General features: G+C 37.0%; 22 protein-coding genes. 10 read left to right on the top strand and 12 right to left on the bottom strand.

Annotated elements, in window-relative coordinates; translation table 11 throughout:
- Window positions 1-5: 5 nt before the first annotated feature.
- Genes FNN09_RS02005 through mutY form a run of 5 tightly spaced genes read right to left on the bottom strand, consistent with a single transcriptional unit; the run spans window position 6 to window position 4126 of the window.
- The gene (locus FNN09_RS02005; RefSeq protein WP_143299803.1) at window positions 6-629 is read right to left on the bottom strand and encodes a 4'-phosphopantetheinyl transferase superfamily protein; all 624 of its coding nucleotides are present in this window, start codon (window positions 627-629) and stop codon (window positions 6-8) included.
- Between the two features lie 6 nt (window positions 630-635).
- Complete coding sequence (gene gldD / locus FNN09_RS02000) at window positions 636-1211, bottom strand: gliding motility lipoprotein GldD (protein WP_143299802.1); 576 nt, start codon at window positions 1209-1211, stop codon at window positions 636-638.
- Between the two features lie 5 nt (window positions 1212-1216).
- Complete coding sequence (gene gldE, locus FNN09_RS01995) at window positions 1217-2536, bottom strand: gliding motility-associated protein GldE (protein WP_255433958.1); 1320 nt, start codon at window positions 2534-2536, stop codon at window positions 1217-1219.
- A 23-nt stretch (window positions 2537-2559) separates the two neighbouring features.
- Window positions 2560-3036 (bottom strand): single-stranded DNA-binding protein, encoded by a 477-nt coding sequence (locus tag FNN09_RS01990; RefSeq protein ID WP_143299801.1) that lies wholly within the window; start codon window positions 3034-3036, stop codon window positions 2560-2562.
- 58 nt (window positions 3037-3094) lie between these two features.
- The gene (mutY, locus tag FNN09_RS01985) at window positions 3095-4126 is read right to left on the bottom strand and encodes an A/G-specific adenine glycosylase (RefSeq protein WP_143299800.1); all 1032 of its coding nucleotides are present in this window, start codon (window positions 4124-4126) and stop codon (window positions 3095-3097) included.
- A 122-nt stretch (window positions 4127-4248) separates the two neighbouring features.
- Here mutY and FNN09_RS01980 point away from each other — a divergent pair, with 122 nt between their 5' ends.
- The 7 genes from FNN09_RS01980 to FNN09_RS21550 all read left to right on the top strand — a co-directional run bounded on the left by FNN09_RS01980 (window position 4249) and on the right by FNN09_RS21550 (window position 12275).
- The gene (locus FNN09_RS01980; protein WP_143299799.1) at window positions 4249-4533 is read left to right on the top strand and encodes an HU family DNA-binding protein; all 285 of its coding nucleotides are present in this window, start codon (window positions 4249-4251) and stop codon (window positions 4531-4533) included.
- 222 nt (window positions 4534-4755) lie between these two features.
- Window positions 4756-6306 (top strand): Rne/Rng family ribonuclease, encoded by a 1551-nt coding sequence (locus FNN09_RS01975; RefSeq protein WP_143299798.1) that lies wholly within the window; start codon window positions 4756-4758, stop codon window positions 6304-6306.
- A gap of 449 nt (window positions 6307-6755) precedes the next feature.
- On the top strand, window positions 6756-8702 hold the full coding sequence (locus FNN09_RS01970) for a cytochrome c biogenesis protein CcdA (RefSeq protein WP_143299797.1): 1947 nt from the start codon (window positions 6756-6758) through the stop codon (window positions 8700-8702).
- Window positions 8703-8882: 180 nt separating this feature from the next.
- A complete protein-coding gene (locus FNN09_RS01965; RefSeq protein WP_143299796.1) occupies window positions 8883-10202 on the top strand; it encodes an OmpA family protein in 1320 nt (439 codons plus the stop codon).
- A gap of 51 nt (window positions 10203-10253) precedes the next feature.
- Window positions 10254-11576 carry an OmpA family protein gene (locus FNN09_RS01960; protein ID WP_143299795.1) on the top strand — a complete coding sequence of 441 codons (1323 nt, stop codon included), beginning with the start codon at window positions 10254-10256 and terminating at the stop codon, window positions 11574-11576.
- A gap of 181 nt (window positions 11577-11757) precedes the next feature.
- Window positions 11758-11910: a hypothetical protein gene (locus FNN09_RS21060; RefSeq protein WP_185968816.1), complete on the top strand. Its 153-nt coding sequence runs from the start codon at window positions 11758-11760 to the stop codon at window positions 11908-11910.
- 8 nt (window positions 11911-11918) lie between these two features.
- Window positions 11919-12275 carry a thiol-disulfide oxidoreductase DCC family protein gene (locus FNN09_RS21550; protein ID WP_143299794.1) on the top strand — a complete coding sequence of 119 codons (357 nt, stop codon included), beginning with the start codon at window positions 11919-11921 and terminating at the stop codon, window positions 12273-12275.
- On the opposite strand, the gene FNN09_RS01950 is transcribed toward FNN09_RS21550, so the two are convergent.
- From FNN09_RS01950 to yihA, 6 genes are all read right to left on the bottom strand, one after another.
- The gene (locus tag FNN09_RS01950; RefSeq protein ID WP_143299793.1) at window positions 12272-12814 is read right to left on the bottom strand and encodes a DUF4924 family protein; all 543 of its coding nucleotides are present in this window, start codon (window positions 12812-12814) and stop codon (window positions 12272-12274) included. The genes FNN09_RS21550 and FNN09_RS01950 overlap by 4 nt on opposite strands.
- A gap of 10 nt (window positions 12815-12824) precedes the next feature.
- A complete protein-coding gene (locus FNN09_RS01945) occupies window positions 12825-13214 on the bottom strand; it encodes an RNA-binding S4 domain-containing protein (RefSeq protein ID WP_143299792.1) in 390 nt (129 codons plus the stop codon).
- A 32-nt stretch (window positions 13215-13246) separates the two neighbouring features.
- Complete coding sequence (gene pth, locus FNN09_RS01940) at window positions 13247-13810, bottom strand: aminoacyl-tRNA hydrolase (RefSeq protein ID WP_143299791.1); 564 nt, start codon at window positions 13808-13810, stop codon at window positions 13247-13249.
- A gap of 151 nt (window positions 13811-13961) precedes the next feature.
- Window positions 13962-14549, bottom strand: a complete 588-nt coding sequence (locus tag FNN09_RS01935; RefSeq protein ID WP_143299790.1) for a 50S ribosomal protein L25/general stress protein Ctc — start codon at window positions 14547-14549, stop codon at window positions 13962-13964.
- Between the two features lie 93 nt (window positions 14550-14642).
- Entirely contained in the window at window positions 14643-15581 is a 939-nt protein-coding gene (locus FNN09_RS01930) for a ribose-phosphate pyrophosphokinase (RefSeq protein ID WP_143299789.1), read from the bottom strand.
- Window positions 15582-15721: 140 nt separating this feature from the next.
- Window positions 15722-16318 carry a ribosome biogenesis GTP-binding protein YihA/YsxC gene (yihA, locus tag FNN09_RS01925; protein ID WP_143299788.1) on the bottom strand — a complete coding sequence of 199 codons (597 nt, stop codon included), beginning with the start codon at window positions 16316-16318 and terminating at the stop codon, window positions 15722-15724.
- 278 nt (window positions 16319-16596) lie between these two features.
- Between yihA and FNN09_RS01920 the strand changes: the two genes are divergently transcribed.
- Window positions 16597-17910 carry an aspartate kinase gene (locus FNN09_RS01920; protein ID WP_143299787.1) on the top strand — a complete coding sequence of 438 codons (1314 nt, stop codon included), beginning with the start codon at window positions 16597-16599 and terminating at the stop codon, window positions 17908-17910.
- Window positions 17911-17918: 8 nt separating this feature from the next.
- Entirely contained in the window at window positions 17919-19073 is a 1155-nt protein-coding gene (lysA, locus tag FNN09_RS01915; protein WP_143299786.1) for a diaminopimelate decarboxylase, read from the top strand.
- 69 nt (window positions 19074-19142) lie between these two features.
- Here lysA and FNN09_RS01910 read toward each other — a convergent pair whose 3' ends face one another.
- The gene (locus tag FNN09_RS01910; protein ID WP_143299785.1) at window positions 19143-20126 is read right to left on the bottom strand and encodes an isoaspartyl peptidase/L-asparaginase family protein; all 984 of its coding nucleotides are present in this window, start codon (window positions 20124-20126) and stop codon (window positions 19143-19145) included.
- A 273-nt stretch (window positions 20127-20399) separates the two neighbouring features.
- On the opposite strand from FNN09_RS01910, the gene FNN09_RS01905 reads away from it, so the two are divergent.
- Window positions 20400-21140: a TylF/MycF/NovP-related O-methyltransferase gene (locus tag FNN09_RS01905; protein ID WP_143299784.1), complete on the top strand. Its 741-nt coding sequence runs from the start codon at window positions 20400-20402 to the stop codon at window positions 21138-21140.
- The last annotated feature ends 6 nt before the right edge of the window (window positions 21141-21146 follow it).

Below are 21146 nucleotides of genomic sequence, written 5' to 3'. Positions count from 1 at the left end.
ATTATTTAGCAATACACCAAAACAAAATTTTCTAGCAGTACATAGTTCAAATTCATCTTCTTATGAACCCCATCATTGATGAACTCACTTTGAAGTATGCCATCATTCTGAATATCAAAAGCACTAATCTTAAACTGCTCGTTAAAGATAACACCCGCTACGTTGTAATATTTGTAAAGGGCTTCTTTGGCAGACCACAGAATTGTTAAGTAAGTACGTAAGGATTTTTCTTGGATGTATTTATTCTCATCGGTATGAACAAAGCGATTTGCAACGCGCTCTACACGAGATCCGCAAACTTCAATATCTAAAGCGGTTGGTTTGTTTGACACACTTACTGCCACCATGGAATCACAATGGCTGATGCTAATATATTCTGTTCGATTCGACAGCTCGGGTTTGCCATTATGGCCATAACGCACGTGCGGATATTCTTCTAGCAACTCCTTTAACAATAACCTCGATACCAACCACTCTTTCTTGCGTTTATCCAATTTAAAACTCTCCAAAATACTCTCGCCCTCTGCAGATAAATGCAATGAATCCATTAAGAAAGCAACACTTTCCTCAATCCTCCAGAGTGCAACAACATGTTGCTCCGTAACCTTTATAGTCTTGTAGAGTGGCATCTTGTTTTAATTATCCCAACGAATTGTTTCCATCAGATGTACGACATCATCATAAACAAAATTTACAACGGGTGCTAAGCTATCTTGATTGGGAACTGCATTAAAATACAAGGAGCCACGAATAAAATGGTTGAGACTATCTGTTGCTAAAAATTGCAAGGGTGAGGCGGCATTCCCCTTTATTTCATACAAAATACCTGTTACTCGATTGTCAGAATTATAAAACATGCGCTCATTAATGGCGTCAGCTTTTACCGTATGCTTGTAGGCCAACTTCCGACTATCTTCTATCAGCTCATTAAGATTATTATCAATTGCCTTATAACTCAAGTGCAACTGCCCATTTAACTGCGGAAACATCAGGTTTAACCAATAGCTTTCGGCATTTTTACTAGTGTCGGGAACTACCGTAGAATAAGTGGCGTATTCGAAAGTATATGGGTATGTACTTTTAAAATTGACATATTCTTTTTCAGGGAAATCAATTCGAAAATAACCACGCGGCTTGGGCGTGTGTTTTTGTTTGCATGCAAAAGAAAACAACACCAAAACTAATAAAGCAAGTACTTTCCCCCTATTCATATCTATTACTTTTGTTCAAACTTAACTTTCTTAATTCGTCGGTTATCGGCAGCTACAATTGTAAAGGTACAGTTACGAAAAACAACAACTTCATTTTTTTGCGGCATCTCTCCTTTCAATTCCAAAATTAGACCTGCCAGCGTTTCAGCTTCCCCACGAGCTTCTGAAAATAATTGCTCATCGGTGTCTGTTATTTTATGAAAATCTTTCAATAAAATCTTTGCTTCAAAAACAATTGAGCCATCCACCATTCGTGTAAAAAACTCCTCTTCTTCATCGAGCTCATCACTAATGTCGCCTACAATTTCTTCGAGCACATCCTCTAAAGTCACAATGCCCATTGTGCCGCCATATTCATCCACCACAATTGCCATATGAATTTTCTCCGACTGAAACTCCTCCAGCAAGTCATTAATCATTTTTGTTTCTGGCACATAATACGCTTTGCGAATTAATTTCTGCCATTCAAAATCGGTAGATTTATTTAAATGTGCCAACAGATCCTTAACGTATAAGATCCCTTTCACATTATCGGGCGTCTCATCAAATACAGGAATACGAGAAAAACCCGAATCAATAATTACTTGCAATACTTTATTGTAATCACTTTGGATCTCAACATCAATAACATCAACCCTCGAAGTCATTATCTCAGAAACATCAATGTTTCCAAACTTGACGATTCCCTCCAAAATATCTTTTTCATCAGAAATATCATTCCCCGCCAATTCAAGAGCATGAGAGATATCATCCATTGACAAGTTGCTTACTTTTTTAGCAATTCGTCTGTTAACAATACTCGTTGATTTGGTTAAAACTAAACTCAAAGGCTTTAACAAACGTGTTAAAAACAGTAATGGAGATGCCATAAATGCGGCAAACCTACGTGACGATTGCGATGCATAAACCTTTGGTAAAATTTCGCCAAAAAAAAGTATTAAGCCAGTGATAAAAACAATTTCAATACCAAATTTCAGCAATTCATTATTTCCAAAATCAACTAATCCGGTAACTATAAATGAAGTAAGAATAACGATAGCAACATTAACAAAGTTATTACTAATCAATATAGTAGCTAGCAACAACTCTTTATCCTTAAGATGTTTTAGCACACGCTTACTTCGCTTCCCCTCATCATCTTTAAGATCCTGTAAGTCTTTAGGTTCCAAAGAAAAATACGCCACTTCTGAACCGGATATCAATGCCGACAACAATAGCAAACAACAATTAATTAAAATTGCCGTTAGCGTTCCTCCTGTAAGAGGTAAAAAATCGAAGCCTTCAAAAATGTTTAGGATTACTAAACTTATACTGTCAATTTCCAAAAAAGAAGATTTATAATAGATGATTAAAATGGAAGATCGTCGGTTTCATCATTTCCTAAAAACGTTTCTTCTTGAGCAGTGGTATTAGAACTTGCCGTATTTTGAACCGAAGCTTGTGGGCTAGACGCTCCACCTATGTTTTGATCAGCTCCACCAGGATTATCGCCTTTACGCCCCAACAGCTGTAAACTATCAGCATACACCTCTGTTATATAACGCTTATTACCCTCTTTATCGTCGTACGAGCGTGTTCGTATTTTACCTTCTATGTAAAGTTGTGTTCCTTTTTTAACATAGCTCTCAACCACCTTCGCTAATCCACGCCAAACAACAACATTGTGCCATTCTGTGCGCTCGGGTATCTCTTGCCCGTTACGTGTTTTGTAAGCTCTTTCGGTGGTTGCCAAAGGGAAGTTCGCAACAGCACTATCATTTTCAAAATGCCTTACTTCTGGATCTTTTCCAACATTCCCAACTAAAATTACTTTATTAACAGACATGGTACGTTTTTATATTTTGATGAATTCTAAAAATAATAAAATTAAGCACAAAAGTAGATTAATCCTCCCAATCAGGTATTTTTTCTTTAAGAAAATTCACTAGTAATTGCGGGAATGGATAATTTTTTAAATCAGAAATTTTCACTTTTTGTTCATTACCATTTAAAATATGACTTCCAGAACCGCCAATAAAGAACCGAGCATTTATAAGCTGATGAGACAAGACGTGAGTACAACTTTGAAAAAGTTCAATCTTATTTTTCTGGTACTTTTTAATTTCTTCCTTCGACAAGGGCTGTTTTGTTTCCAACAAAGGCAACTGATACAAGTTTTTCCAAATATCTTGTTCAGTTCTTTTTTCGATCCATACTTCTTCATCCTTAACAAACAGGAAATAGTTAAAATACCGCGATCGCTGCTTTACTTTCTTACTTTTCACCGGTAAAGAACTAACATCATTTTTAGCATAGGCATAACAATCATTTATAAACGGACACTCAGCGCAAACAGGATTGCTAGGCCGACAAACCAAAGCTCCAATTTCCATCATGGCCTGATTATGCAAACCGGGGTTATGTCTATCTAACAAAGCATCAGCTAAAAGAGCAAATTCCTTTTTTCCTTCGGTACTATCAATTGGAGTATACACTCCTTTATACCTGGAAATAAACCTGTACACATTCCCATCTACCACTGCATTGGGTAAATTATAGCAGAAAGAGGCAATAGCACTTGCTGTATAAACACCAACACCCTTTAATTTTAGAAGATCATGATATGTATCGGGAAATACACCATTTAATTCTTCATGAATAAAATTGGCCGTAGCGTACAGGTTTCTTGCACGACTATAATAACCTAAACCTTGCCATAGTTTCAAAACTTGATCTTCGGAAGCCTTAGCTAAATCAGATACCGTTTTGAAATTATTGATAAAACTAAGGTAATAACGCTCTCCTTGTACCACCTGCGTTTGCTGCATAATAATCTCAGATAACCATATTTTATAAGGGTCGTTTGTCGATCGCCAAGGAAGGGCTCTTTTGTTAACTTGGTACCACTGCTGTAATTTTATACCGAAATCAGTCATTATTAAAATTTTATGCAAAAGTAAAGCATTTGTTTTTTTTTCATGAGATTTCATTTATCTTTGCATTCTGAATTTCTGAAAACGACCGTAAATAATTGATAATTAAATAATTTTAAGAAAAAATGACAAAGGCTGATATCGTAAACGAGATTTCAAAAAATACTGGAATTGAGAAAGTGACAGTTCAGAAGACTGTTGAGGCTTTTATGGATACTATCAAAGGTTCTTTGGTTAAGGGTAAAAATGTGTATTTAAGAGGTTTTGGTTCTTTCGTAGTTAAGGAGCGTGCTGAAAAAACAGCTCGTAACATCTCTAAGAACACGACAATCATCATCCCAGCTCATTTCATACCTTCGTTCAAGCCTTCTAAGAGCTTCGTAACAAAAGTAAAAAACAACGTAAAGTAATTATAACCATTTAAAACGTTACGCCATGCCAAGTGGAAAAAAGAGAAAAAGACATAAGATGGCTACGCACAAGCGTAAGAAGAGATTAAGAAAAAACCGTCATAAGAAAAAGAAATAATTTTCTTTTAGTCTTAAGAATTTAAACAAACAGAAAGTGTATACTTTCTGTTTGTTGTTTGTATTTATATACAACGATCTTTGAAATAAAAATGCGATCATAAAGTGAATGCAGAACTGTTTGTAGATGTCACTCCTGATCATCTTTCATTAGCACTAATGGAAGATAAGCGCTTAGTTGAACTCCGCAAGGAGACAAGTAATGTTGAGTTTGCGGTTGGTGATATATATTTGGGCAGAGTTAAAAAAATTATGCCCGGTCTTAACGCCGCCTTTATTGATGTAGGATACGAGAAAGATGCCTTTTTACATTATCTAGATCTTGGACCACAATTTCGTTCCCTCAATAAATTCTTAAACATTGCACAAGCGAAAAAAGGAGTTGTGTCATTGCACAAGCTAAAATCGGAACCCGACATTAACAAAAACGGGACTATTCCGGAAGTTTTAACAGCAGGTCAAAACGTATTGGTTCAAATTGCAAAGGAACCAATTTCTACTAAAGGCCCCCGGTTAACATCTGAACTTTCAATAGCAGGAAGAAACATTGTTCTATTACCATTTTCAGACAAGGTGTCGGTTAGTCAAAAATTATCTTCTTCGGAAGAAAAAAGTAGACTTAAACGCCTTTTAACAAGCATCAAACCTAAAAACTACGGAGTCATAATAAGAACCGTTGCCGAAGGAAAACAAGCCGCCGAGCTTGATAAAGAATTAAAAATGCTGGTTAAACGTTGGGAAGATCACACATCACGAATTAAAGATGTGAAAGCTCCTGGATTGGTAATGGGAGAAATTGGACGAACTTCTGCTTTGTTAAGGGACATTCTCAATCCATCATTCAATTCTATTTATGTGAATGATGAGGAAGTATGTCAAGAGATAAAAGAGTATGTGGGATTAATTGCCCCAGACCGTCAAAAGATTGTAAAACATTACAAAGGTGCAGCGGGAATATTTGATCAGTTTATGGTAAACCGACAAATAAAAGCGCTCTTTGGCAAAACCGTTTCATTTAAAAGCGGCGCCTATTTAATTATAGAGCACACCGAAGCACTGCATGTTATTGATGTTAACAGTGGTAATCGCTCAAAATCGGCTTCTAATCAAGAAAACAATGCATTAGAAGTTAATCTGGCAGCTGCCGACGAAATGGCCAGACAATTGAGATTACGCGATATGGGAGGAATCATCGTAGTAGATTTTATTGATATGCAGAATAATGAGAACCGCCAAAAGGTTTTCGAAAGAATGAAACAGGCCATGTCGTCTGATCGAACTAAGCACAATATTTTGCCATTAAGCAAATTTGGTTTAATGCAAATCACACGACAACGCGTAAGACCTGAACTGAATATCAAAACAATCGAAGGATGCCCTACTTGTAATGGAACAGGCACAATTGTTCCATCCTTATTTTGGCCAGAGAAGATTGAAGCTGCTATTAAAAAAGCTGTGCAAGACCTAAAAATGAAGAAATTGACCCTGAATGTACACCCAATGGTGTATGCGTATATTAAAAAAGGATTTCCTTCACAAGTATTAAGATGGAAATTTAAATTTACGCATGGCTTAAAAGTTGTACCTTCCGACTCACTAGGAATACTAGAGTTCAAGATATTAGATAACGATAAAAATGAGGTTGACCTTTCTTAGGTCAGCCTTTTTTTGTTTGTAGTGACAGAAGTCATACAATTCCCTTCCAATACATGTCACCCTCTTTTAAAGTTAAAGTGTCTTTATTCATACACAGTCGCAATTACGATTGTACGCATGAAACACAAAGGAGAATGCGTAAAATCATGCTTTTTCAAGACCTATTAACGTTTCTATAACAGATTAGTATAAGTCTTGAACAAACTAAATATTGTAACTTTGTACACATATACAGATGTAGATATGAATTGATAATTTAGCATGCTTTATCAATTATGGCACTATATCTGTTAATGTAAAATATTTTGCTGAAGCATTGCTATTCTAGCTAAAGCACAAGCATCATTATAGGAACAAACAAAGACAAATGAAACAAGCATAAGGACCTTGCTTAACATTGCAAATTCTTTTTGCGAATTTCAAACGGCAACTGAAACAAAATTTAACGTATGAAAAGGACATTAGCAGCGTTGGTACTTATGTTGGCTGTTTTCACAGGCAGCTTTGCCCAAATGGAGCAACATATTACCTGGAAGTTTTCAACTAAAAACATCGAAGATGGGAAAGTTGAAATTATTTGCGAAGCAAACATTGATGAAGGATGGCACGTTTACTCATCAGAATTACCAGAAAACACAGCTGTACCGACTGGTATTGAATTTGAAGAGACTACAGGCTTTACCGTAATTGAAGGTATCATCGAAGAACCTAAACCAACGGCACATTTTGATGAAACATTTGGTGCTGAACTTAAATGGTTCGAAAAGAAGGCAACTTTCAAAAAAGTTATTCAGCTAACTCAAGAAGGTAGCGTAACGATCAAAGGCTATATCGAATCAATGATTTGTAACGATGAAACATGCATGCCTCCTGAAATGGTTGACTTTGAATTGACTGTCAATACATCAAGCCCGGCTACTACTGAAGTTTCCGAGACTCAAAGCACCGATGAAACAGAAGAGGATGAGTCGTATTGGGGAATCTTCTTATTAGCATTTGGTGGTGGTTTAGCAGCGCTATTAACACCATGCGTATTTCCAATGATTCCTATGACTGTTAGCTTTTTTACCAAAACAAGTGCGACTAAAGCTGCAGGTATTCGAAATGGTATTTCATATGGTTTATCCATTATAGCTATTTACGTCATTCTTGGAGTGGCTGTATCGGCAATATTTGGAGCGAGCGCACTAAATGCACTCTCAACAAATGTTTGGTTTAATATATTCTTCTTCTTATTGTTGGTTGTTTTCGCAGCATCATTCTTTGGTGCGTTCGAAATTGTAATGCCAAGTTCATGGGTCAACTTCACCACAAAAAATGAAGATAAAGGTGGCTTCTTAGGTATCTTCTTCATGGCATTTACACTGGCCTTGGTTTCATTTAGCTGTACAGGACCAATTGTAGGTGCATTACTTGTAAAAGCAGCCACAGGAGGATATATGGGACCAATAGTAGGTATGTTAGGATTTTCATCTGCATTAGCCTTACCATTTGCATTTTTTGCAGCTTTCCCTGGTTACCTTAACTCATTACCAAAATCAGGTGGCTGGTTAAATTCGGTAAAAGTTATCTTAGGCTTTTTAGAATTGGCATTTGCATTCAAATTCCTTTCAATTGCCGATATGACAATGGGATGGCACATTCTTGAGAGAGAAGTATTTATTGCCATCTGGATAGCTATTTTTGGCGCAATGGGTTTTTACCTACTTGGCAAAATTCGTTTACCTCACGATTCTCCAATGGAATACACGCCTGTATCAAGATTTTTACTTGGACTACTTGTCTTAAGTTTTACAATCTATATGATTCCGGGTCTTTGGGGAGCACCAGTTAATTTAATTAGTGGTTTCCCACCTCCGAAAAACTACGCTGAATCTCCATTTGGTGTAGGAGATCAAACGCCTGTTCAAGGGATAGTTAGTGCCGATAATCATGGTGGCATGCCTGAAGGAATGCATTATGGTCCACAGGGTATACCAGCCTTTAAAGATTACGACTTAGCATTGGCATATTCAAAGAAAGTCAACAAACCTCTTCTGCTTGATTTTACAGGCTTAGGTTGCACTAACTGTCGTAAGATGGAAGATAAGGTATGGTCGAATGAAAAAATCAAAGGCATGTTAGCCAATGACTACATTTTGGTTTCATTGTATGTTGACGATCGTAAGAAGCTAGAGGAAGCGTATATTTCTGACATTACAGGTAAAAAGATTCGTACGGTTGGACAGAAATGGGCCGAATTTCAGATGGCTCGTTACCAGCAACAAGGTCAACCATACTACGTGATTATTGACGAAAATGAAAAGACCTTAAACTCTCCTACAGCATACGATCCGGATACTAAAAAGTATTCGAATTGGCTGCAAGACGGCTTGGAGAAATATAAGAACAGATAAGTATTAATAAATATTTAGACCATATTAAAGCTCTTTCTTAACAGAAAGGGCTTTTTTTAGCTTGTAGAATCAGGCGTTAATGGACGAAATTGCTCTATTAGTAAAAATCTTAATCACAACTCTTTTAACGAATTCCTAAATAACTTAGCTTTAGTTATTTATTGAAGCAAAAAGGGATTTATGGTTAAGTCATTTACTTTCTTGGTAATAGTTTTAGGTCTCACCCTATCAGCAATAGGCCAAAACAATGCTGGTCAACTCTCCGAGGAGCAAATATACCGAAGAGGAAACAAGTACAACAATTGGTCGGTAACCATTGGTGGAGGCCCAATCATTTATTATGTAGATGTCATCGATTATACGGCCATGCCCTCGGGCGATAAGTGGAAGTTTGCTCCAACCATAATGGTTAGTAAGCAATTTAACAGACCTTGGGGAATCGACTTCCAATGGATGATGGCTGACATGTATGGTGAGAAAAACGGTCGCTACTTCAAAGGCGATCTGCACGACTTTACAATTAATGGAACACTTAATATTAATCAACTCGCAATTTTTGGTCCCATAAGCGATCATTGGAATATATATGCCAAATTAGGCATTGGACTTAATTACTTCAGAAGCCGTCAACACTCACTGGAAGACGATCGTGTATTAATCGTATCAGATGTATATGAGACCGTAGCAGGTTACCCTACCCCGCATGGATGGCTACCTGACGACTACCTTGTTTTGGGTTACGAAAGAAGAGGCGAAGGTGCTCCAGATGAAGAAACCAAGCGACGATCAGAAGTTGTTATTCCATTTGGTATTGGTGTTAAATATCGAATCAACAAAAGCTTTGATGTTGGTACCGAAATAATGATGCACCATATGAATGCCGATAATCTGGATGTTAACCTAACGGGTGCCGACAACGATGGCTACATGTTAGCATCACTTAACGTCACCTATAAAATAGGGAAAAAGAACAAACGCCATTCATCATGGACATACAAGGATTTCAACATCAACTACAAACGTCAGCGCGAAGACGACCCAATGGCGCACAAATTAGACTCATTAAAACGCCAAATTGAGTTACTTGCACGAGTTGATTCAACAAAATCGGATACCAGTACTATTGTTACCTATTCAATCGAACGCAAGAAAAACATGTCGGCGTCGGTATTTTTCGACTTCGACAAATCAGACATTACACAAGATGCACACATGACACTTGCCAAAGCCGCCTATGTTATGTCAAAAGACCCAACATTAAGGGTAAAAATAGTTGGGTATTGTGATGAAAGAGGATCATATGAATACAACGTGAAATTAAGTCAGCGTAGGTGTAATGCCGTAATAAAAGTTTTGGCTGAAGAGTACAGCCTGGATAGAGATCGATTTGAGGTAGATTACAAAGGAGAAACCGAACTTTTATCCGACACACAAAAATTAGCTCCACGAGGCTTACACCTTGTGAATAGGCGCGTTGATTTATTTGTGATAATAGAATAAATAAGCTGTTTAGCCAAATTGATTTATATAGTGGCTTTAAATTTTAAGCGAATGAAAGCGAATCACAATCAGATTTATAAAATCTTATATACGGCTCTAATTAGCATTATTCTGCTTGGCATTAACACATCCTTGCTTGCGCAGTTTTCTACCGACCATAGAAATTTAGAAGAGCACATGCGCTATTCGAGAGATAAAAAATTCAACACATGGTCGGTGGCATTTGGATACGGCCCTTTGATCATGCACAACGATCTTACATCCTATGCGGTAATTCCCGATCAGCATTGGAATTTTGGTCCTATGCTTAAGGTTTCGAAACAGACACATCCTGCATGGGCAATAGATGGTCAGGTTTTAACAAGTGATTTTCGTTCGGGTAATGACGCTTACTATAGCATGGGAAACATTTTTGACTACTCGATTAACGCCATTACATATATTAATCAATGGTTTACTTACCCAGGACCAATGCGGGATCACTGGAACATCTATATGAAAATAGGTGTGGGAGTAACATCATATCGAACACGAGTACATTTTACACAAACGGATGAAGTGATACATTACAGGGATATTGCTCCAGAAAACGAAGCTGACGGCTACATCGTTTTAGGTTATGACCCCGAAGATCCATATAAAGAAATCGCACGTGTGAATGAACTGGTAACACCACTAACATTTGGCGTACAATACCGCATCAACCGTAGTTTCGACCTTGGTTTTGAAACTTCTATGCGATTTTCTCTTGAGGATAAGCTTGACAACATTTTATCTGGAGCTGACAACGATCGATACTGGCATTCAAACATTAACATATCATACAAAATTGGTAAGAAAAACAAGCGACATTCGCGTTGGACACATCGTGGATACGGATTTAACGTATTTGATAAACCAAAGAAAGATCCCTTAGCTGAAGAGGTCGCATTACTTGAGGAACAGCTGAGACAGTATGAAGCACAGCGCACAATTAAAATAGATACGGTAACCATTAAACACAACGCCAAGCGCATTTACGGAAGCGATAACATGGTTTCTATTTATTTTGATTCGTTTGAAAGCATCCTTGATACCAAAGATCAGGTAACACTAGCCACTGTAGCCCTATACATGACAAAAAATCATCGATCAACAGTAGAAATTTATGGATATAATGATAGCAGAGATGATCCTGACGAAAATATGAAAATCAGTCAATCAAGATGTCAAGAAGTACTTTCGTATTTTGTGGATGATCTTGGATTAGATGCTAATCGTTTTAAGCTCCTTCCAAAAGGAGAGAACGACTTACTTCTTCCTAAAAACAAGCAAAAAAGCGGTGGCATTGAAGTCATTAACAGGAGATCTGACGTTGTGATCTTTGATCCATGATGAACCTTTAATAAAAGATCATGTTTACCTTATAGCAATAGTTACCGGCCCCACCACCCTTTTTATTAACACATTAATAATGCAGGCTTAAGGGGAGTTGTTAATGAGAACCGTAAATTGCTCACATACTTTTAATAAAAGCAATCACATGATCTTAAATAAAAAATTACCCTGTAAAAACATGAGTGATAAAGACTTTATCTTTACCATTTTTCAAGATAACGGCTTTGTTACCAACGCCAATCTATTCCTACAAAAAGGAAGTAATCAAGAAAACAGCAAGCTTGAAACTGACAAAAATGAACAATTAAAGATTGGCGATATTGATCTATAGTTTTATCAATGGAATATTCTGACAAAACCAGCGACCTACCCATTGTTTATTACGATGGACAATGTAACTTTTGCTCAGGTTTAATTCGGATATTTAGGAATCTAGGTGGAGAACAAAAAACTCATTTATTACCTTCTCAACTCGTAAGTAGCAATAAACATAGCGAAGTAATTGTTATTAAAAACAATTTATATTACGATGCAGGCGAGGCTATTATTCAAATTTTACTAAGCGCCGGCGGGCTTTTTGCAATACCCGCTTACGCTCTCCAATGCCTACCTGGCAAAATGCTTAATCGCCTCTATTACTTTATTGCGAACAATCGATACAAATGGTTTGGCAAAAACAGCTGTAGAATTGACTAAAGCTCTAACTTTCCAGCCTGTTCTTCCTTGTATTTTTTCGCCAGCACACTCAATAACTTGCTATAATTTTTAAGCGCATCTTCGGTCCCTTCTGAAACCTTCTGCTTGTTCAATTTCATTAGAAATGAACTATAGATAGCTGTTAAGCAAATTTCAATATCGTTAGATAAGGTATTACCTGACTTATTATCAAATTCTTGAATAGTAGCAGATAGTCCATTATATAAATGTTGGTATGCTACTTCATTGGGCGATTTCAAAAGCTCGTTATGCAAACGATTCACATCGTTAACAGTATTCACGTTTATTTGCAAGTGACCCTTTTCAGCTTTTTGCTCGATACGCATCATTTCAACAAGGTTGGCCCACCAATCTCGTATCTCCAAAGTAACATCTTCGTTTTGTTTATAGCCAGTGATAATATGCTTATCAATTAGTTCCATATCAAGCTTATTGGCTCGAATTAAATCTTCAACCTGCCACATGTACAAGATATACTCAGCTATATTCTCTTTCTTCTTTTGATTTGCTACTATCATACTAATATTTTTAAATATCCCAATCTCCGTCTTGCAGTCGCTCTAAATCTCTTCTATCCTTCTTTGTTGGTCGTCCCATCCCTCTATCACGATTAGCATTACTTGCTAACCTGGCTAGTTCGAGCATTTCCAATTGATCAGGAGGTGTAATATCTTTGACAAAATCAGGGGTCAGCTTAGCACCCATTCGCTTTTCAGCAACATCAAGCACCTTAAAGCGTCGTGTTATTGGAGCAATACGAATATCAATTTCTTCACCCTCCTTAATAATGCGCGATGACTTAACAGACATACCTCCAATGGTAACTCTTCCCTTCTTGCACGCTTCAGCTGCTATACTCCGTGTTTTAAACAAACGGACGGCCCATAAATATTTATCAATTCTTACGCCTGCACCCATACATCACAGCTTTTATTGGTAAGTACTGTTTTTTATTTATTGTTATACTGGCTCATGGTTTGTCCAGCTCCAATTGTAGCAAATGCCTTAACTATATCTTCGGCAACCGTAACTCGATTTAAAAGTTCAGACCATTCTTCATCAGTCCATTTTCCCAAAACATAATCCACCTGTCGTCCCTTTGAAAAATCGTTTCCAATACCAAAACGCAAACGAGAGTAGGCAGTCGTTCCCAAAGTATCCTGAATACTTTTTAAGCCATTGTGTCCAGCATCACCTCCTTTTGTTTTCAGTCTTACGGTTCCGAATGGCAAAGCCAAATCGTCAACCACAACTAACACATTCGACAAAGGTATTTTCTCTTTTTGCATCCAATAATTAAGTGCCTTACCACTTAAATTAACATAGGTGTTAGGTTTGAGCAAAAAAACATTTCGTGCTTTAAACTTATATCTAGCTACAGCACCATATCGTTCGCTTTCAAATTTTACCTTATTATTTTTTGCAATGGCATCCAACACCTCAAAACCAACATTATGGCGCGTTTGGTCATATTCATCACCAATATTACCCAAACCAACAATCAAATACTTCATGTCTGATAGAGTCTTATCTTTTTCTTGTCTTGAAAATAACTTAAACAAGCGAAACATATTTCTACTACGATTTTTTTAAACAAATGAATGACTAAAATACAAAAAACCTCCATATGCAATATATGGAGGCTTCTTTGAAAGTATTTTATAATTACTCTGCAGCAGCTTCGCCACCAGACTGCTGAGCAGCACGAGCAGCACGTGTCAAACGTACAGCAACTACTACCGCATTCTTAGCGTTAAGCAACTCTAGATTGTCATATGATAAGTTACCAACCTGAATAGTTTGACCTAAGCCAATTGAATCAATGTTGATATCTAAAGTATCAGGCAAGTTTTCTGCTAAAGCTTTCACTTTTAACTTACGTTTTTCCAATTGCAATTTACCACCAGCTTTAACACCTTCAGCAAATCCGTCTAATTTAACTGGAATTTCGATTGTTACAGGCTTACCTTCACGAACCTCAAGGAAGTCAGCATGTAATACTTGCTCCTTTACAGGGTGGAATTGTGTGTCCTGAAGAACAGTAGGATATACAGTTCCGTCAACGTTTACATTAATAAGGTAAACATTTGGAGTGTAAATAATTTTGCGAAATTCAGCTTCAAGAGCAGTAAAGTGAATTACTTTGTCTCCACCATAAATAACACAAGGAACTTTACCTTCTGCACGTATCGCTTTAGTTGATTTTTTACCTAACTCGGCGCGAACATTACCTTTAATTTCAATAGTTTGCATAATTCTTTTTTTAAGTGCTACTCAAAATTATAACCATGTGAGGCTTAATTTCCCATCACACGCTTGCTTAAAAGCGGCTGCAAAGATAATATATTATAATAAAAATTGATTACTTATCGACTGATAATTATATACTTTCTCAATTGTATCGGCAAAAAGCTGCGCTACAGAAAGCACTTTTATCTTATCACTTTCTTGTTTTAATGGAATAGAATCCGTTACATAAAGCTCACTCAAACCAGAGTTCTCGATACGTTCATAGGCTGGTCCTGATAGTACCGCATGAGTGGTAAAAGCGCGAACACTTTTAGCACCTGCTTCTAACATCATGTCAGCAGCTTTTGTTAATGTTCCAGCTGTATCAACCATATCATCAACCATAATAACGTTCTTTCCTTTAACATCACCAATTACACGCATTTCATCAACCACATTGGCTTTTGAACGATGTTTGTGACAGATAACCATTGGCGTTTCTAAGAACTTAGCATAGGTATTGGCACGCTTAGTACCTCCAACATCTGGCGATGCAATAATAAGGTCGTCAAGATTCATGTGCTTAATATGAGGCACAAAAATAGACGAAGCATATAAGTGATCAACTGGGATATCGAAAAATCCCTGAATCTGATCAGCATGTAAATCCATGGTAATTACACGATCAACACCAGCGGCTTGTAACATATCTGCTACTAACTTGGCGCCTATGGCAACGCGTGGTTGATCTTTACGATCCTGACGTGCAAAACCAAAATATGGCATTACGGCTACAATCTTATAAGCCGATGCACGTTTAGCTGCATCAATCATCATCAATAACTCCATCAGGTTATCTGAAGGAGGAAAAGTAGATTGGCATAAAAATAAGTGAGAGCCTCGAACAGTTTCTTCAAAAGCTGTTGTAAATTCACCATCACTGAAGCGTAGGCAGTTAACACTTCCTAGTTCTCTGCCTGAGCAAAGACTAATTTTTTCAGCAAGATATTTCGTACTCGTTCCCGCAAAAATCTTAATTGGAGCTTTTGGTGGCATTTAAATTGATGTTTATCAGATTATTTCAATGTTGCTTTGTGGCTGCAAAGGTAATCAATTCATGTTTTCTTAACATGTACAAACATCATAAAAAAATATAATTGTTTCAATCACTACATAAACACCTAATATACTGAATCTTAAAACTTAGAATTTAGATCATCTATAAAAGAAAGAATCTCTCCACTGCCTAATCCATTTTTCGACGAAGTATAAAAAACAGGCGGCAACTCTTCCCAAAATTCCAGAAGCTCCTCTTCATACTTTTTCATATTAGTGGCAAATTGCTCCTTATTTAATTTATCGGTTTTAGTAAACACAATGGCAATTGGCACACCATTTTCGATCATCGAATTCATAAAAGCTAAATCAATTTCCTGCATTGGAATACGCGAATCGATTAAAACAAAAAGGCACATTAAGTTTTTCCGATTTGCTAAATAATCGGTAATTAAAGCTCCAAATGTAGCTCTAAGAGTTTTGGAAACCTTTGCATATCCAAAGCCAGGTAAATCCACTAAATACCAACTATTATCGATATTAAAATGATTTACCAACTGTGTTTTACCAGGTGTTGAGGACGTTTTAGCTAAGGCTTTACGCTTGCATAGCTTATTTATTAGCGACGACTTTCCAACATTTGAACGACCAATAAATGCATATTCTGGTCGATCTTCTTTAGGACATTGACTTACTTTGGCACTACTCTTGTGAAACTCTGCTGATATTATTTTCATCGAGATGATATTTTAGACAAAGGTAAAAGCATTTTTTTTAAGTTAAAACTCACAATTCATCCAAAAAGACATAAATATTAACAAAAATAATGAAAATAAAATTTGTTGTTAATTATTTAACTTTTTGTTATTTTTGGTTGTTTTTGCGAAAATCACGTGTGATTTGTTAATAATCAAAATTTCGCCAGCCGTTTTTCTTATAATTAGTTAGCCCATATGCCTATAAAACTTTTAATTTTGCATCGTTAAGTTATTGTAACACGTATTACAGGATAAAAATGAAGGTACTTAAGTTTGGAGGAACATCAGTAGGTTCAGCTCAGCGAATGAAAGAAGTTGCTGAAATAATTAGCGATAATAGCCAAAAGATTGTGGTATTATCAGCTATGTCGGGCACAACCAACAGTTTGGTAGAAATTGCAAATAATTTATACCAAAAGAAACACGATGAAGCCAATACCATAATTTCTACGCTCGAAAAAAAATATGAGCAAGAAGTTGAATTGCTTTATTCTGCAACAGAGTACAAGACTAAAGGCAAGGAGCTCATCAAATCCCATTTTGATTTCATCCGCTCGTTTACGGTAGATATGTTTACCGTTTTTGAAGAGAAATCAATTTTAGCGCAAGGTGAGCTAATATCAACCGCTTTATTTCATTTCTTTTTACAAGAAAACGGACATGATTCTGCGCTTTTACCGGCGCTAGATTACATGCGTATTGATAAAAACAATGAACCTGACATGGACTATATTAAAGAGAATATAGCGAATGTTATTAAGGAACAAGGCCAAAAGAATATATACATAACTCAAGGATACATTTGTAGGAATGCATTTGGCGAGATAGACAACCTGCAACGTGGAGGAAGTGATTACTCTGCATCTTTAATTGGTAGCGCTATTGCAGCTGATGAGATTCAGATTTGGACCGACATTGATGGGATGCACAACAACGACCCTCGTTACGTTGAGAATACCAAGAGTTTGTCTGAATTATCATATGACGAAGCGGCGGAGCTGGCATATTTTGGGGCAAAAATTCTACACCCAACAAGTGTATTGCCTGCAAAACTAGCCAACATCCCTGTTAGGCTTCTTAATACAATGGCACCAGAAGCTGAGGGAACCCTTATATCATCGAAACAACGCAAACATCGCATGGCGGCGGTAGCGGCCAAGGATGGCATAACAGCTATCAAAATAAAATCGGGTCGCATGTTACTTGCATATGGTTTCTTGCGTAAAGTGTTTGAAATATTTGAAAGCTATAAAACACCAATCGATATGATTACCACATCAGAAGTGGGTGTTTCTGTAACCATTGATGAAAATCAACACTTGGAAGAAATTGTAAATGATCTAAAGAAATACGGAAGTGTTGAAGTAGATACTGATCAAGTTATCGTATGCGTTGTGGGCGATTTAATTGCTGAAAACAAAGGTTATGCAAGTACTATTTTTGAGGCAATGCAGAATATTCCTATCCGAATGATTTCATATGGCGGTAGCAACTACAACCTATCGCTGCTGATTAATGCCCAAGACAAAAAACAAGCTCTAAATCTATTAAGTGATCAACTATTTAATTAGTAAGAAAGATGAATTTTACTTTTCCTATTGACGCATTGCAACAGCATCAAACCCCATTTTACTATTACGATATGGAGTTGTTGAATGCCACATTAAATAGCATTAATAACGAAGCAGGCAACTATGGTTTTAAAGTACATTATGCCGTAAAAGCCAATGCTAACGATCGTATTTTATCAACCATTAAAGAAGCTGGTTTTGGCGCTGACTGTGTTAGTGGCAACGAAGTTAAAAAAGCATTAGAAACTGGTTTCGATGCACAAGGTGTAGTTTTTGCCGGAGTGGGTAAAGCTGATTGGGAGATTAATTTAGGTCTGGAAAATGACATAGCTTGTTTTAATGTAGAGTCAATTCCTGAATTGGAAGTTATTAATGAACTGGCTGAAAAGAAAGGCAAAATAGCACGAGTAGCATTACGCATTAACCCCAATGTTAATGCCAATACGCACCACTACATAACCACAGGACTGGAAGAAAACAAATTCGGCATCAACCAGTGGGATCTTGAAAACGTGATTAAAGCATTGGCTACGCTAAAGAATGTAGAGCTAGAAGGCTTACACTTCCACATCGGTTCACAAATAACAGATTTGTTATCGTTTAAAGAACTATGCCTGCGTGTAAATGAAATACAGAAGTGGTTTATTAGTCAGCAAATTTTACCAAAAGTAATTAATGTAGGTGGTGGTTTAGGCATCGACTATGAACAGCCTGATGAAGGATCTATTCCTGATTTTAAAAGCTTTTTTAAAATATTTGACGAGTTTCTGGAGTTACAGCCAGAACAGGAAGTACATTTTGAGCTTGGCCGCTCTGTGGTAGCTCAGTGTGGTGCTTTACTAACTCGCGTATTGTATGTTAAAAACGGAGTAAATACAAAGTTTGCTATTGTTGATGCTGGCATGAGCGATTTATTACGCCCAGCTCTTTACCAGGCTTACCACAAAATTGAAAACCTTGTTTCTGCCAAAGAAACAGAGAAATACGATGTTGTTGGTCCTATATGCGAATCGAGTGATTGTTTCGGCAAAGCTATTGATTTACCTCAAACTGGAAGAGGCGATTTAATTGCCATTCGATCAACAGGTGCCTATGGCGAAATAATGGCTAATCGCTATAATTTACGGGAATTACCATTGGCTTATTATTCAGATGAAGTTTAAGCCTATTTAAAAATAAAATGATAAACCCGTTCATTTCAATTACATAGTGAACGGGTTCTTTTTTTATTGCTAGTTCGACTCTACTATTGGGATATGATTAAAGATAGCAACCTCTTCATTACCGGCCGAGTTAGCCCAAGCCCTAAACATTCCTGTTGAATTCATCTCAAGTACTACCTGCCCATACTTATCAACTGCAATAACGCCTCCATTGCCCTCGGTATTTGATAACTTACCATTCACAACCTGTTTAGCTGCCTCCATTACACTGATCCCTTTGTACTCAACCAATGCAGAAATATCGTGTGCCACCGTAAAACGAATGTAATACTCGCCATGTCCGGTTGCAGAAACAGCACAAGTAGCATTGTTGGCATAGGTACCAGCACCAATAATTGGCACATCGCCTACCCTGCCGTAACGCTTATTGTTCATCCCACCAGTAGATGTAGCAGCGGCCAGATTACCACTTTTATCTAAAGCCACACAACCAACGGTCCCATTCTTTCCTGCTCGTTGTAATGTTCTCTGCAGTAATTGCCATCTTTTTTCGGTGTAGAAATACGAACTATCAACCATCTCAATCCCATTCTGCGAAGCATAAAGAGAAGCTCCCTTTCCGATTAATAATACATGAGGCGATTCATTCATAACCAAACGTGCCGCACTAATTGGATTACGAATATCTCCCACACCTGCAACTGCGCCTGCATTTAAATTACGCCCATCCATAATGGCTGCATCCAATTCATTACGCCCATCATGAGAAAAAACAGAACCTTTACCTGCATTAAACAATGGATTATCCTCTAACTCTCTTACAACTAGTTCAACCACTTCAATCGCTGTAACACTATCTTTTAGTGCATCTTTACCAATTTCCAAAGCATCTTGCAAAGCTTTTTCATATCGCAGAATATCATCTGCTGAGAACTTAGTACTATCCATATTGCCAGCACCGCCATGCAATGCTATAGCCCAATCCATTTGAGTTGGCTCAGGTTTTTGACATGCGGCCAAAAGAATAATCAATAGAGGAATAAAATATCTCATGGTTAATTAGTTTTTGTGATGCTTAAAAGTAATGATTTATTAAATAACTCAACTTGGCACTAACTTCAACCATGGACACATACACTTTATACATTAATAAACGCTCCAATAATTATCGCATAACAGGCATTCTAAAGTTCGTAACTTTAACTCTTAGATATGAATAATTATAAACTTAGGTACTTTGCCAATTGTTAAATCGACAATTATTTAATGTAGAAAGGGATTAATAGCCATTAAAATTGATTTATATTTGTTTATAAAAACACACGCATGACACTTATTCAATACGCAAACTTAATTCTCGTTAATCTGGTGGTCTTAATGGCACTGAGCTATTTTTGGAGCTTCTATACGCACAAATTATTTAAACCTTTTGCATGGTTAGATGCTCAAAAAAAGAAAGAACACAATCGATCAACATTAAAATTAGAGAAAGGGTTTAAGGATAAGATGCGGTTTTACGCCTTGTGGTTGCAACTAAAACGTATTAAGGAACAGAAAATTGAAGGAGCTATCGCCGAGCTAGGCGTATACAAAGGCGAAACGGCCAAAATGATCCATGATTTTCTGCCCCAAAAGAACTTTTATCTTTTTGATAGTTTTAGCGGATTACCAAAACAGGTAATCAAGGAAGATTGTGACGGAACTGTAAGGCCGCAAACTGTTCATTTTGGCAACACATCCCCTGAGGAAGTGCTTAAATACATCAATGGTAACAATGAAAAACTAATCATCAAGGAGGGCATATTTCCTGAAACAACAGAAGGGCTTAATGAGGATGGATATGCTTTAGTTCACATTGATGCAGATCTCTACCAGTCAACTATAGATGCACTCAATTACTTTTACCCAAAATTAAATCAGAAAGGCGCTATTATCGTACATGATTATAATCACGATTGGTCGGGGGTAAAAAAAGCCGTAGATGAGTTCGAAGAAGGAATACCTGAATGTTTTGTTGAACTTACAGATATGTATGGATCTGTGATACTGATTAAGAACACCCAATAAAATTAA

The organism is Carboxylicivirga sp. M1479 (genome assembly GCF_007097485.1).
GTDB lineage: Bacteria > Bacteroidota > Bacteroidia > Bacteroidales > Marinilabiliaceae > Carboxylicivirga.
This window is presented reverse-complemented; position numbering and strand designations above follow the sequence as displayed.